This window comes from Mesocryomonas lacus (assembly GCF_055730135.2).
The window spans coordinates 1-13642 of sequence record NZ_JBUZWE020000001.1; the positions used below are offsets into that span (position 1 = coordinate 1).

10 protein-coding genes are annotated in these 13642 nt (G+C 62.8%); 1 reads left to right on the top strand and 9 read right to left on the bottom strand.

The window, feature by feature from the left end:
* Nucleotides 1-55 precede the first annotated feature (55 nt).
* The 9 genes from ACZLZY_RS00005 to arcD form a co-directional block, all read right to left on the bottom strand.
* Nucleotides 56-2923 (bottom strand): cation-translocating P-type ATPase, encoded by a 2868-nt coding sequence (locus ACZLZY_RS00005; protein ID WP_472931335.1) that lies wholly within the window; start codon nucleotides 2921-2923, stop codon nucleotides 56-58.
* 306 nt (nucleotides 2924-3229) lie between these two features.
* On the bottom strand, nucleotides 3230-3619 hold the full coding sequence (locus ACZLZY_RS00010; RefSeq protein WP_472931338.1) for a hypothetical protein: 390 nt from the start codon (nucleotides 3617-3619) through the stop codon (nucleotides 3230-3232).
* A gap of 67 nt (nucleotides 3620-3686) precedes the next feature.
* On the bottom strand, nucleotides 3687-4415 hold the full coding sequence (gene copM / locus ACZLZY_RS00015; protein ID WP_472931340.1) for a CopM family metallochaperone: 729 nt from the start codon (nucleotides 4413-4415) through the stop codon (nucleotides 3687-3689).
* A 123-nt stretch (nucleotides 4416-4538) separates the two neighbouring features.
* The gene (locus tag ACZLZY_RS00020) at nucleotides 4539-5156 is read right to left on the bottom strand and encodes a hypothetical protein (protein WP_472931341.1); all 618 of its coding nucleotides are present in this window, start codon (nucleotides 5154-5156) and stop codon (nucleotides 4539-4541) included.
* A gap of 148 nt (nucleotides 5157-5304) precedes the next feature.
* A complete protein-coding gene (locus ACZLZY_RS00025) occupies nucleotides 5305-5727 on the bottom strand; it encodes a universal stress protein (RefSeq protein WP_472931343.1) in 423 nt (140 codons plus the stop codon).
* A gap of 280 nt (nucleotides 5728-6007) precedes the next feature.
* Nucleotides 6008-7003 carry a carbamate kinase gene (gene arcC / locus ACZLZY_RS00030; RefSeq protein ID WP_472931344.1) on the bottom strand — a complete coding sequence of 332 codons (996 nt, stop codon included), beginning with the start codon at nucleotides 7001-7003 and terminating at the stop codon, nucleotides 6008-6010.
* Nucleotides 7004-7008: 5 nt separating this feature from the next.
* Nucleotides 7009-8010 carry an ornithine carbamoyltransferase gene (gene argF, locus ACZLZY_RS00035; protein ID WP_472931345.1) on the bottom strand — a complete coding sequence of 334 codons (1002 nt, stop codon included), beginning with the start codon at nucleotides 8008-8010 and terminating at the stop codon, nucleotides 7009-7011.
* Between the two features lie 17 nt (nucleotides 8011-8027).
* The gene (gene arcA, locus ACZLZY_RS00040; RefSeq protein WP_472931347.1) at nucleotides 8028-9248 is read right to left on the bottom strand and encodes an arginine deiminase; all 1221 of its coding nucleotides are present in this window, start codon (nucleotides 9246-9248) and stop codon (nucleotides 8028-8030) included.
* A 14-nt stretch (nucleotides 9249-9262) separates the two neighbouring features.
* The gene (gene arcD, locus ACZLZY_RS00045) at nucleotides 9263-10723 is read right to left on the bottom strand and encodes an arginine-ornithine antiporter (protein ID WP_472931348.1); all 1461 of its coding nucleotides are present in this window, start codon (nucleotides 10721-10723) and stop codon (nucleotides 9263-9265) included.
* Nucleotides 10724-11240: 517 nt separating this feature from the next.
* Here arcD and ACZLZY_RS00050 point away from each other — a divergent pair.
* Nucleotides 11241-13604 (top strand): phosphoketolase family protein, encoded by a 2364-nt coding sequence (locus ACZLZY_RS00050; protein ID WP_472931349.1) that lies wholly within the window; start codon nucleotides 11241-11243, stop codon nucleotides 13602-13604.
* Nucleotides 13605-13642 lie beyond the last annotated feature (38 nt).

Here is a 13642-nt window from a genome sequence, read left to right on the forward strand (position 1 = left end):
GCTCGGGGGCTGGATCGGCTTCTTGTCCTCGTTGGGATGGTCTCTGGACATCTGCTCAGGCGGCAACTACGGCCACCTGAAGCGAAGGAGCCTCGCCGCCGCGCCCGACCCGAATGCCGAACTTGATGATCTCCCAAATCCACAGGACCGAACTTGCAACGATGATGCACGTCGCGAGGTCCCACCCGTCGAGGGCGACGGTCGAGAAGGCGGCTTGCAGGAAAGGTACATACAGGACGGCCAGCTGAAGGAGCACGGAGAGGCCGATGGCACCCCAGAGCCAGCCGTTCCGGAACATTCCATGGAACGCGCTGACGATGTCCGAGCGAGCATTGAGGACGTTGAAGAGCTGGAAGAACACCAGTGTCGTGAACGTCATGGTTCGACCGTGATCGAGAGTGCCGGATCCCTCGATGAAACCGCCCGGCAGCGATGCATCGAGGATCGCCAGGGTACCGACGGCCATGACCGTGCCGATGAAGACGATCCCGCTCCACATCCGCATCGTCACGATCCGTTCGCCGCGGGGCCGGGGCGGCTTCTTCATCGTATCGGCATCGGAGGCATCGATCCCGAGAGCGAGTGCGGGAAGACCATCCGTAAGAAGGTTGATCCAGAGGATATGGGTCGCAAGAAGCGGCAGGACGAAGCCGCCACCTCCGGCTTCGGTCAGGCCGATGTAGTCGGCAAGGAGGATGCCGAAGAACATGGTGATGACCTCCCCGAAGTTCGATGACAGGAGGTAGCGGAGGAATTTGCGGATGTTGCCGTAGATCGCCCGTCCTTCCTCGACCGCGGCGACGATCGACGCGAAATTGTCGTCGACCAGAACCATGTCCGCGGCCTCCTTGGACACGTCCGTACCGGTGATGCCCATGGCGATGCCGATGTCGGCGGTCTTGAGGGCAGGGGCGTCGTTGACGCCGTCCCCTGTCATCGCGACGGTCATTCCGGAACGCTGCAGCGATTGGACGATCCGGAGCTTGTGTTCCGGATCCACGCGGGCATAGACCGACACTGTGCCCACGGTTCTGTCCAGCATCTCGTCCGTCATCTTCCGGATCTCGCTTCCGGTGACCGAACGCCCGTTGGTCGCGATACCCAGTTCCGCGGCGATGACCGTCGCCGTCATCGGATGGTCGCCGGTGATCATGATCGGGCGAATGCCGGCAGCCCTGGCAAGGGCGACAGCCTTCCGGGCCTCGTCCCGCGGAGGATCGATCATTCCGACTAGACCGAGAAAGACCAGCTCATGCTCGGTATCTTCGCCGAGTGCCTCGGGCAGGAATCCATCCTTGGGAAGCCGGCGGAAGGCGACTCCGAGGGTTCGCAGCGCTTCGCTGGCCAGCGCTTCGTTCGCCAGCAGGATCTCCACTCGCCGCTCGGGCGTCATCGGCCGCTCTTCGCCTCCCGCAGCCTCCTTGGAGCAACGGGACAGGAGAACATCGGCGGCTCCCTTGGTCGCCACCGTCACGGTGTCAGGGCGATCGGCATCCGATACGGCAACGCTCATGAGCTTGCGCTCCGAAGAGAACGGCAGTTCAGCGAGGCGTCGGAAGCGGGCCGCGAGTCCTTCCTCGGAAATACCTATCTTCCGCCCCGCGACGATAAGAGCGGCTTCCGTGGGATCTCCGTGGATCGACCAAGTGCCTTCTTCGGATTGGAGTGAAGCGTTGTTCGCCAGCGTCGCGGCCTCGAGGACCAGGACGGCTTCCGAACGAAGGTCGCCCTCGATCGCCCGGTCGCCAACCGTCTGGATGGTCCCGGACGGATCGTAACCGGTACCCGCGACTTTCACCGAGCCGGTTGCGGTCACGACGCGTCGGACCGTCATCTCGTTCCTCGTCAGCGTGCCGGTCTTGTCCGAAGCGATGACGTTGGTCGATCCGAGGGTCTCGACGGAAGAGAGGTGTCTGACGATCACCTTCCTCTTCGTCATCCTCTGGACGCCGACCGAGAGAACCGCCGTGACCACGGCCGGCAGTCCTTCGGGCACAGCGGCGACCGCGAGCGCTACGCCGAGGATCAGTACGGAAAAGACCCCCGATAGGCCCTGGATGTCCTCGACGAGAAGGATCGTCCCGATCATGACGACGGCTATCGCCACGACGATCAGGCCGAGGCGACGTCCGACGCGGTCGAGTTCCTTCTGCAGCGGCGTCGTCTCCTCCGGCGCTTCGTCCAGAAGGCCGGCGATCCGGCCCATCTCGGTCTTCATGCCCGTCGCGGTCACGACGGCGGTTCCGCGACCGTACGTCGCCGCGGTGCCGCTGAAGATCATGTTCACGCGGTCGCTGACGCCGCACTCGTCCTGGATGACGGAGACGTCCTTGGATACGGGAACGCTTTCGCCCGTCAACGCTGCTTCCGCGGTCTGCAGGGAAGCCGACATGATGAGTCGCGCATCGGCCGGCACGGTATCGCCCTCCTCGACGAGAATGACGTCGCCGGCGACGAGGTCGGATGCGGCAATGCTTTGGCGAGTTCCGCCGCGGATGACGTTGGCATGGAGTGCGGACATCTTCCGCAGCCCGTTCACTGCCTTCTGGGCGCGTTCCTCGAGGAAATACCCCATCACCGCATTGAGTAGGACGATCGCGAATATCGCCATCGCCTCATAGGGGAGATCCGAGTCGCCCTGATAGAACCAGAGCCCCCCGGATATCGAAGCCGCTACGATCAGAAGAACTACCAGCACGTCGGTGAACTGGCTCAGGAACCTCCTCCACCGGGGGACCCCCGGCTTGCCGGCGAGGACGTTCCCGCCTTCCCGACCGAGCCTGTCCGCAGCTTCGGCATCGTCAAGGCCATTTTCGACGTCCGTATGGAAATCCGACAGAACGGACTCGACCGATCGAAGATAGGGGGCGATCAGGAGCGGCTCCGTCGGAATGTCGCGCATGGTGTTCAACCTTCTGGGCATGATGATTTTCGCATGCGCGGTGGTTTCCCGGGAACAAGGGCGCCGAATACCAGCGTGCCGGGCGTAACGTCGAAATGTCGAATTGGAGATCGACGCCTGATATTCTCGAGCGAATGTCTTCGCCGACTCCGCGAAGCCGCCGACTGAGAGGTATGGCGAGAATTCAGGGAGGCGTGCACCATCGGAAATTACTCACCCTCGACTCCACCGCGGTCAGCCGATGTGAGGGAAGGGCCGTGAATTCCGCTTGGATGCCTGGTGCTTCTGGCACCGGCCCCGAGCAGCTATGGGCTGTCGCCGAGCCTCTCAGGAGGACTTGCTTTCCGCGGCGAGCGCCCGGAAACGAGATGCCCGCTGCACGATATCGACCATGTGTTCGGCCGCATGGATGGTCAGTGGGTGCTGGGTGGAGGCAGGCCTCGGCGAAACGAGAGCCGCCATCTCGCGTGCGCGATCAAGTTGCCGATCGGAGGCTTCGACCAGCATGGAGATCACCAGGTTCTCGAGTGCGATCACTCGAACGCGCAGATGGACGAGTTCCGCGTTGGTCAGGACAGGAACCTCGATCGGCACCTCGCCCCCCGTTACGCCCGTTCCAGCGAGCGTGCCGATGGCGCCGCCCTCGTTGTCCCAGCGCGAGAGGGCAGCTTGTCGGAGCCGGGAACGCTCGGAAGGATCCGAAGAGACGTTGGACATGGACAGTTTCCTTTGAGGAGGCATCCTGCCGGCCTTCGGAACGGTCGTGCCGAAGGCGGTGAGGGCATCAGTTCCCGTGCTGGACCAACCACTGGCGCATCTGCACGATCTCACGCTCCTGCTCGACGATGACATGCTCGGCGAAGGCGCGATTGCTGGGGTCGAGCCCGTGCTTCAGCTGGATACGCGCCATGTCGATCGCCCCTTGATGGTGCGGGATCATTCCCAGGACGAAGGCCACGTCGGGATCCTTGTCGCGCATGCCATCTGCCATCGGCTGATGCATCTTTTCCATGGCCGCCTCGAATTCCACGGTTGCCGTGCCCTGGGTACCGGGCGTCGCCATCATGCCGCCGTGACCGGTCCCGGTGGAACTTGCTTCAGGAGACGAAGGCACATCGCCTACCCCGGAAGCCGGTGCGGCGTGAGGATGCTGCGGGTCGAAGGAATGCGTGGCGACGACCGCCGCAGGAGTGCCGACGCTGCCGTTGGCACCGTAGAAGGTCAGATGAAGACCCCAGTATGCACCACCAAAGAGGACCAGTGCCGTCGCCAATCCGACAGGAATGCTCCGGAGGGACTTCTTGAGGGTCGGGAGAAAATGAAGCTCCCTGGTATGATCCGCCGCAATGACGACGATGATCGCCATGATCAATGCGTGCCCGACCATGTCGATGCGGCCGAAGGGATAGACGGCGGCATTGAAGATTACGAAGAGGGTGATCGCGGAAAGGCGCCGGATCAGCGGTGTCCAGAGGAGGCCGAAGCCCATCGTGAACTCGGCGACGCCCGCCATGGGAATGAAGACGTCGCGTGGCAGCCCGAAGGTCAGGAACGGCTTCTCGACGACAAGCGGGTAGAACCAGTCGGGGTAGGCGAACTTCTCGAGGCTCGACCACATCAACGCGATGGCGACGCCTCAGCGAAGGACCTCGAAGCGGTGCTTGTACCAGTTCGGGTTGCTCGACGAGGCCAGCACCAGGTACGCGGCCACAGCCACGCCGAGCGCGAGGTAGTCGAGGAGGTGGAACAGGTCGTAGTCCTGGAGCGCGAGTACCCAGAGCAGGATGATGCCCGCCGCGGAGTACGGCATGGTGCGCTTGGAGAAGACGCCGAACGCGATCAGGAGCTGGAGCCAGGAGACCCACTCGGAAGGCGTCGTGAGATCGGGCGTGAGGTATACGCCGCCGACAGCGAAGATTGCGACGAAGAAAGCGCCGATGACGACCCGGACGAAGTCGTCCAGTCTGTTCCAGAGTGGGTCGGAGATCCTGTCCAACCCGTCAAGGATTTTCATCCCGACTTGACTCTTTTCGATCGCACGCGTCGCGACGAAGAAGGCGAGCACCAAGACGATGCCGAGCCAGAACCATGTGTTGACCAGCGTGACGCCGACCCCAGCCGGCGGTGCCCCGACGATGTACGGCGCGAACCATTTCACGTGGGCGTCGGCCTGCACGGTGAGCCCGAGGGACAGTAGAGCGACGACGCCCGCTCCTTTGGTGAAGGAAGGGAGCGAGACCTCCGTACCGTTCACTTCCGGCGGAAGTCGTCGACCCCTGGTTGAATGAGCAATCATTTGGACCTCGAGCGTTGGCGGTTGGGTGCTGGACGTCGCGTCACCCGGGGAACTACGTGCGCTTCGCAGAGGCCAGATCGACCTTCATTTTCTTGGGGCCGGCTTTCTAGCGGACGACAAGTACCGAACATGTCGCGTGCCGCACGATCCGGGCGGCGTTCGAGCCGAGCAGGTACGTGCTCATTGCCGGCCTGTGGGAGCCGAGGGCGATGAGGTCGGCTTTGAACTCGGTCCCTGCCGATATGATGTGATCGTAGACGCTGCCGGTCGGGCTGATGACGGAGGTCCGGTCGGCTGGAAGCCCCAAATTCTTGGCCAAGACCTCCAGATCGCGGAGCGCATCCCTTTCCTCGTCGTAGAAGAAGCTCGGCGGCAGGTAGGCGAGAGCGGCTTCGATCATGAAGCGTCGGACATGGATCAGGCGGACCTTTGCGTCCGAGGCCTTCGCGAGCTGTGCGACTTGGTCCATGGAAGGCCCCGAGAGGCCGGGCTCTGCGAGATCGATCGGAACTAGGATTCTCTTGAACATGGTGGCTTTCTCCGGACGTTCTCCGGGCTTCGAGCAGCTGCGGGATACGAACCGGCGATCGACGCGAAATTCATCAGATCACTGGTTGGGTGGCGTCGACTGGTGATCGACGCGCCCACTCTCGGTACTCACCGGAAGACGCGAGGTGCCGAGTACCGCGGTGACAGCTATAGAGTGGAGGACGCGGCGCTGTGCACCGTCGGAAAATACTCAACCGGACTGCGGTCATTCTGCAGTAATCGTCCCGACAGGTACTTTCTCGTCTCGATTGAACTTCGTCTCAGATCGCCAGGACCGATCCCGGGTCAGCGGAAAGCAGTTCCTTCGCGTTCTTCCGCAGGCGGCTGTGATTTTCCGGCGTCCAGTGCGGCGCTTCGATCGTCGTTCCGGCTTCGCCGGCAAGGATCAGCATCGCGTCTTCCAACCGACCGATTGCGGCCGGGCGACCTGTCGATTCCGCGAAGGTGATCGCTGCTTCGATCTTCGGCGCCATTGATCCCGCTGCGAACTGGTCGGGCACGATTGCGCTGGTATCCGCACGGGCGATGCGATGGGCATCCGGTCGACCATAGTTCAGGTAGACAGAATCGACGTCCGTGAGCATCATCAGCATGTCGGCGTCGAGCTGCCGTGCGAGGAGACCGCTCGCACGATCCTTGTCGATCACCGCCTCGACCCCGACATGCTTGCCGTCCGGAAGCTCGATAACGGGAATGCCGCCGCCGCCGGTGCAGATGACGACGACCTTCTGGTCCAGCAGCATCCTGATGACGCCCAACTCGAGGATCTCGAGTGGTTCAGGTGATGCGACCACACGTCTCCAGCTGTTGCCGTCTCTGGCGGACTGCCATCCTTTCTCGCGCTCGATCCTGCGTATGGTCGGCTCGTCGTAGACCGGACCGATGGGTTTTGAAGGATGCGAGAAGGCAAGGTCGGAGGCGTCCACCCGTACCTGGGTCAGAAGCGTCGCCAGAAGCACGCTCTTCGGCAGGAGATTGCGCAGTTCCTGCTCGATGATATAGCCGATCATCCCTTCGGTTTCGGCTCCGAGAATGTCGAGGGGATAGCGGCCGTCTTCCGGGCCGGCCGCGGACTGTAGGGCCAGCATGCCGACCTGCGGCCCGTTACCGTGCGTCACCACGACCTCGTGCCCTGCAAGGATCAGCTCGGCCAGCGAGGACGCGGCCTGCCTGACGTTCGCCCGCTGCGTTTCCGCGGTCATCGGCTGACCGCGCTTGGAAAGGGCATTGCCCCCGAGGGCGACGACGAGGCGCATCGTCCTCATCCTCCGATCGTGGCGACGAGGATCGCCTTGATCGTGTGCATCCGGTTTTCAGCCTGGTCGAACACGACGGACGACGCGGATTCGAACACCTCTTCCGTCACCTCCATGCAGTCGATGCCGTAGCGCGCCATGATGTCGGCCCCGACCTCGGTCTCGGCGTTATGGAAGGCCGGCAGGCAGTGCATGAACTTGGCGTATGGATTTCCTGTAGCTCCCATGACCTCGCCGGTAATGCGGTATGGCGTCAGGTCACGGATGCGATCGGGCCAGGAAGCTTCGTCCTCCCCCATCGACAGCCAAACGTCGGTGTAGAGGAAGTCCGCTCCCCGGACGGCGTCGGCGACGTTGTCGGTAACCGTCAGCTTGCCGCCGGTCTGCTTGGCGAGTTCCTGCAGGTGCGTGATGAATTCGGGATCAGGCCACAGGCTCTTCGGCGCCGCGATCCGCATGTCCATCCCGACCTTGGCGGCACCGACCGCGAGCGAGCGGGCGACGTTGTTCCGGCCGTCCCCAAGGAACGTGACGGCGAGGTCCGAGAGATGCTGGTGGGTGAACTCGCGCATCGTCATGAAGTCGGCGAGGATCTGCGTCGGATGCGCTTCCGTTGTCAGGCCATTGTAGACCGGCACGCCTGCGAAGTCGGCCAACTGCTGGACGATCTCCTGGCCATAGCCACGATACTCGATGGCATCGTAGATGCGGCCAAGGACCCGAGCCGTATCCTTGATCGATTCCTTGTGCCCGATCTGACTGCCGGTCGGTCCAAGATAGGTGACGTGGGCGCCCTGGTCGTAGGCTGCGACTTCGAACCCGGTCCGGGTCCGTGTCGAGTCCTTCTCGAAGATCAGCGCGATGTTGCGGCGCTGGAGGCGCTGCTGCTCGGTACCGGCATATTTTCCGGCCTTCAGCTCGACGGCGAGCTGAATCAGGAAGCGGATTTCGGAAGGCGAAAGGTCCTCGAGGGACAGGACGCTGCGACCGTGAAGATTGACGGGCATGTGATGTGTTCCTTCGATCAGATCGGGTCGCGGCTGATTGGGCAGGACATGCAGTGGCTGCCGCCACGCCCCCGTCCGAGTTCGGAGCCTGAGACGGTGATCACCTCGACGCCGGCACGACGCAGGAGGGTGTTGGTGTAGACGTTGCGGTCGTATCCGATGACCACGCCGGGCTCGACGGCGAGCACGTTGTTGCCGTCGTCCCACTGCTCTCTTTCGGCCTCATAGGCATTGCCGCCCGTAGCGATCACGCGCAGCTTGAGGCCGAGTGCCTCCTCTACGACCTGAAGGAACGGGGCCTCCTCGGCGACGATGTCGATACCGGTCGGCCCGTCCCCGGGACGCAGCGAGAACGCCCGGATGCGATCGACGATCGGCGGGAAGGCGGTGACGAGGTCGCGGTCGCAGAACGTGAAGATCGTATCGAGGTGCATGAAGGAGCGGTCGCGGGGCATCAGCGCCGCGATGACGCGTTTTGCTGCGCCCTTTGCGAAGAGACGTGCTGCCAACGTGGCAACCGCCTGAGGCGTCGTGCGCTCACCCATGCCGATCAGGACGATTCCATCTGCCAGCGGCATGACGTCTCCGCCCTCGAGCGTGGAGATCCCTTGAACGTCGTCCGCATCACCCCACCAGGTTTCGAATTCGGCCGAGGCGAACCGCGGGTGGAATTTGTAGACTGCGGAAACGTTCGCCACTTCCGGCCGTCGTGCCGGCCAGTACATCGGGTTGATCGTCACCCCGCCGTAGACCCAGCAGGAGCTGTCGCGGGTGAAGAGCTGGTTCGGCAAAGGTGGAAGGACGAAGTCGTTCGACTCCATCGTTCGCCCGGCCAGGCCCGCCGGAACGAAGGGAAGTTCGCCCCGGACGATGCCGCCGATCAGAAAGGTGCCAAGCTCCCTAGACGGCATCTCGTCCAGCCAGCCGCGCATCTCGTCGACCATGTCTTCGCCGATCGCCGAAGCCGAAACGCGTCGGTCCAGCAGCCACTTCCGTGCGTCGGGAAGGGCCAGCGTTTCTGCCAGCAAGGTGCCGAAATCGACGACGACCGTTCCCCGCTCGCGAAGCGCGTCAACGAAGACGTCGTGCTCCTGTCGGGCTTTCTTCACCCACAGGACATCGTCGAACAGGAGAGAATTGCAGTTGAGGGGTGTCAGCCGCTGCAGGCTGAGATCGGGACGGTGGACCAGCACCTCGCGGAGCCGGCCCACTTCGGAGTGGACGCCGAGCTTGTTCATGATTGGATCCTTGATCAGAGAGGGTTGATGGCGCCGGTGGAGAGCTGGTAGGCGGCCGCTATGGCGGCGACGACCAGGCCCGTCGCCAGGACGGCTTCGACCGGAGTGAAGATGCGATGGCCTGCCTCGCGCCTCGCCAGCACGAAGAACGCGATGCCCGGTGCATAGAGGATGGCGGCCATGTAGAGGTAGGAGGGGCCGGCAGCGTAGACGAGCCAGACTCCGTAGGCGGTGGCTACGGCACCTGCCGCCAGATCCCTGCTCCTGCGCTCTCCCGGTTGGTAGGCCTCGCCAGTGATCGCCAACTTTGCGGCATAGGCGCCCGAGAAGACGTACGGGACCAGGATCGCGACCGATGCGATCGAGAACAGCGCCTGGTATGTGCTGCTGGTGAAGAAGGTGACGAGCAGGAACAGCTGGACGAGCCCGTTGGTGATCCATAGCGAGACGGCCGGTGCGCCCTTGCCGTTCTCGCGGCCCCAGAACTTCGGCATGGTCCCGTCGCGGGCAGCAGCATGCGGAACCTCCGCCGCCAGGATCGTCCAGCTGAGAAACGCCCCCAGCACGGAGACGACCAGGGCGATGTTGATGATGATCGCGCCCCAGGGGCCGACAATGTGTTCCAGCACGCCCGCCATCGACGGATTCTTGAGTGCCGCCAGCTCGGGCTGCGCCATGATGCCGAGCGAAAGCAGCGACACCAGCGAGTAGATCGCGATGCAGGCGAAGAAGCCGAGCATAGTGGCGCCGCCTATGTCGCTCCGACGTTCGGCCCGCGCCGAGACGACGCTTGCTCCCTCGATGCCGATGAACACCCAGAGGGTGACCAGCATCGTGCTCTTCACCTGCTCCATCAGGCTGCCGAGGCCGGCATTGGTCGATCCGCTGAAATCCAGCGAGAACACGTCGATGCGGAATGCCAGCACGACGATTCCGATGAAAAGGACGAGCGGTGCGATCTTGGCGACTGTGGTGATCAGGTTGACGAGAGCCGCCTGCCTGACGCCGGACAGGATCAGGAAGTGGATCGCCCAAAGGACGACGGACGCACCGGCGATGGCCTGCCAGGTGTTGCCGTCACCGAAATCGGGAAGAAAGTAGGAGAGGGCGCTGAACATCACCACGGCGTAGGAGACGTTGCCCAGCCAAGCGGAGATCCAGTAACCCCAGGCACTGTTGAAGCCTATGAACGGTCCGAAGCCGGCCTTGGCATATGCATAGGGACCGGCATCGAGGGTCGGCACTCGCCTCGACAGACCTTGGTAGACGAAGGCGAGTGCTAGGATCCCGACGCCGGTGATGCTCCATCCGATGATGATGGCGAGCGGACCCGCACTCGCCGCCATGTTCTGCGGCAGGCTGAATACGCCCGAACCGACCATGGATCCGATGACGATCGCAGTCAGGGCTCCAAGGCCAAGCTTTCTGGTGCCAGCGGGAGGCGACCCGTCCGTCTGTCTGTCGATGGCGTTCATGATGCAGATCTTTCGATGCCGACGATCGCCGTTTCCCGGAAACGGCGCTCCACGAGAGACGGGGAGGGTTCGGCATCTTCAGACTAGTGGATCGGCAAAAGCGCCCACAGGATCGGTATCTACTCACTCGCGGCGACGAAGGACGGTCCGGCCGTTCGAAATCGTTTCCTGCAGCCGGTCTCGAGAGGCGGATCTGCTTTCCCCCGGTCCGGCAGATGCATCCCGTCCTTCGATCGCGGATCTCTGAGTAGTTTCCGATCCTCATAAGCCGGACGTTCAGGCGGTACTTTCGGACAGGCTCGACGCAGATCCAGGGCTTCCGATACCGCACGATCCGTGAATCACGCCGCCATGACCGGAGAGCAGCGGAAGGTCCCGATCGAATTCTAAATACCAAGCCGCGCCGAGACACCGATCTCGGACAGGATAGCTCGCAGGAACCGATCCCATGATGTCTAATGTCGTTCTGGAACGCCCCGAGATCGCAGAGAGCGAGGATCCCGCGATCTCGTCCGAAATGGTAGCCCTGATCGATCGCTACTGGCGGGCAGCCAACTACCTGTCGATCGGACAGATCTATCTTCTGGATAACCCGCTACTGCGCGAGCCCCTCCGGGCAGAGCACGTGAAGTCCCGTCTCCTCGGACACTGGGGAACCACACCCGGGTTGAATTTCATCTATGCCCACCTCAACCGCATCATCAAGGATCGGGACCAGTCCGTCCTCTACGTCTGCGGGCCGGGTCACGGTGGGCCGGGCATGGTTGCCAACACCTATCTCGAGGGCACCTACAGCGAGGTCTACCCCGACATCGCGCAATCCACCGACGGCATGCGGCGGCTCTTCCGCCAGTTCTCATTTCCCGGCGGCATTCCGAGCCACGTCGCGCCTGAGACGCCCGGATCGATCCATGAGGGTGGCGAACTGGGCTATTCGCTCGTTCACGCGTTCGGTGCCGCCTTCGACAATCCCGATCTGGTGGTCGCCTGCGTCGTCGGAGACGGTGAGGCGGAGACGGGGCCGCTCGCCGCCTCCTGGCATTCGACGAAGTTCCTGAATCCCGCGACCGACGGGGTGGTTCTGCCGATCCTTCATCTCAACGGCTACAAGATCGCCAATCCGACCATTCTTGCGAGAATGAGCCATGAAGAACTGAGAAGCCTCTTCGTCGGGTACGGCTACGATCCGCTCTTCGTCGAAGGCAGTGAACCTGTCGCCATGCACGTGCTGATGGCGGCAGCGATGGACGAGGCTTTCGATCGCATCGCCGAGATCCGCGCAGCGCCTGCGACGGGAGCATCCTCCATCCGACCACGCTGGCCCATGATCATCCTGCGCAGCCCGAAAGGTTGGACCGGCCCGAAGGAGGTCGACGGCAAGAGAGTGGAAGGTTTCTGGCGCTCCCATCAAGTGCCCATCACCAACACTCGCAACGACGAAGGCCATCGAAGCCTCCTCGAGGAATGGATGCGGAGCTACGGGCCGGAAGACCTCTTCGACGTGACCGGGCGGTTGATGCCCGAACTTGCGGCGCTCGCTCCGCAGGGAGTTCGACGGATGGGTGCCAATCCTCACGCCAACGGCGGTGAGCTACGGAAGGTACTAGAGCGACCGGACGTCGCCGAATTCGCTGTTACGGTCCCGCATCCGGGAGATGCCTTATCGGAAGCGACAAGGGTCCTCGGGCGCTACCTCCGCAGCGTATTCGAGCTGAATGCCGAAGCTCGGAACTTCCGCATCGTTGGTCCGGACGAAACGGCATCGAACAGACTCGATGCCGTGTTCGAGGTGACTGACAGAGCCTGGATGGACGGCATCGAAACCTATGATGTCTCGTTGGGGCACCAGGGTCGCGTCATGGAAGTGCTGAGCGAACACCTCTGTCAGGGCTGGCTGGAGGGCTACCTTTTGACCGGGCGACACGGCCTGTTCTCCTGCTACGAAGCCTTCATCCACATAGTCGATTCCATGTTCAACCAACATGCCAAATGGCTGAAGGTCTCCCGTGGGCTGGCATGGCGGGCTCCGATTTCCTCGCTGAACTATCTCCTGACCTCCCACGTCTGGCAGCAGGATCACAACGGCTTCAGCCATCAGGATCCGGGCTTCGTCGATCTTGTCGTGAACAAGAAGGCCGACGTCGTCCGCGTCTACATGCCGCCGGATGCCAATACGCTGCTGTGCGTCGCCGACCATTGCCTTGCGACCTACGACCGGGTGAACGTGATCGTCGCCGGCAAGGCGCCAGCGCCCCAATGGCTGACGATCGAGGAAGCGAAGAAGCACTGCGCGGCCGGTGCCGGGGCATGGGATTGGGCTGGAAATCTCACGGAAGGCGAGGAGCCGGACGTCGTGTTCGCCTGCGCCGGCGATGTCCCGACCATCGAGGCCGTGGCCGCGAGCGATCTACTGCGACGGGCGCTTCCCGACCTCAAAGTTCGTCTGGTGAATGTCGTCGACCTGATGAGCCTGCAGACACCGGACCACCATCCACATGGCCTGGCAGATGAAGACTTCGACGCTCTCTTCACCGCGGACAAGCCGGTGATCTTCGCCTACCACGGGTATCCCGCTCTCATCCATCGGCTGACCTACAAGCGCGCCAACCATCGGAATTTCCATGTCCGGGGGTACGAGGAAGAGGGCACGACCACGACCCCCTTCGACATGGTCGTCCTCAACAGGCTCGACCGTTTCCATCTCGCCCTCGAAGCGATCGAGCGCCTGCCAGGACTTGGAGAAGCGGGAGCACAGGCTACCCGACACTTCGAAAGTAAGTTGAAGGAGCATCATGCTTACATCCTCGAGCATGGCGAGGACATGCCGGAGATCAGCGAATGGAGGTGGCCGTACCAGGCTGCCGCGAACGCCGGTGATTGAGTCCCTGATATTAGTGGCGTCGTCGCATGTCCGGGTTA

Bases quoted from the DNA above. Each gene is read 5' to 3' on its own strand.
- ACZLZY_RS00050 (WP_472931349.1), top strand. From the start codon at position 11,241: ATGGTAGCCCTGATCGATCGCTACTGGCGGGCAGCCAACTACCTGTCG.
- copM (WP_472931340.1), bottom strand. From the start codon at position 4,415: ATGGCGGGCGTCGCCGAGTTCACGATGGGCTTCGGCCTCCTCTGGACA.
- ACZLZY_RS00025 (WP_472931343.1), bottom strand. From the start codon at position 5,727: ATGTTCAAGAGAATCCTAGTTCCGATCGATCTCGCAGAGCCCGGCCTC.
- ACZLZY_RS00010 (WP_472931338.1), bottom strand. From the start codon at position 3,619: ATGTCCAACGTCTCTTCGGATCCTTCCGAGCGTTCCCGGCTCCGACAA.
- argF (WP_472931345.1), bottom strand. From the start codon at position 8,010: ATGCCCGTCAATCTTCACGGTCGCAGCGTCCTGTCCCTCGAGGACCTT.
- ACZLZY_RS00005 (WP_472931335.1), bottom strand. From the start codon at position 2,923: ATGCCCAGAAGGTTGAACACCATGCGCGACATTCCGACGGAGCCGCTC.
- arcC (WP_472931344.1), bottom strand. From the start codon at position 7,003: ATGCGCCTCGTCGTCGCCCTCGGGGGCAATGCCCTTTCCAAGCGCGGT.
- arcA (WP_472931347.1), bottom strand. From the start codon at position 9,248: ATGAACAAGCTCGGCGTCCACTCCGAAGTGGGCCGGCTCCGCGAGGTG.
- arcD (WP_472931348.1), bottom strand. From the start codon at position 10,723: ATGAACGCCATCGACAGACAGACGGACGGGTCGCCTCCCGCTGGCACC.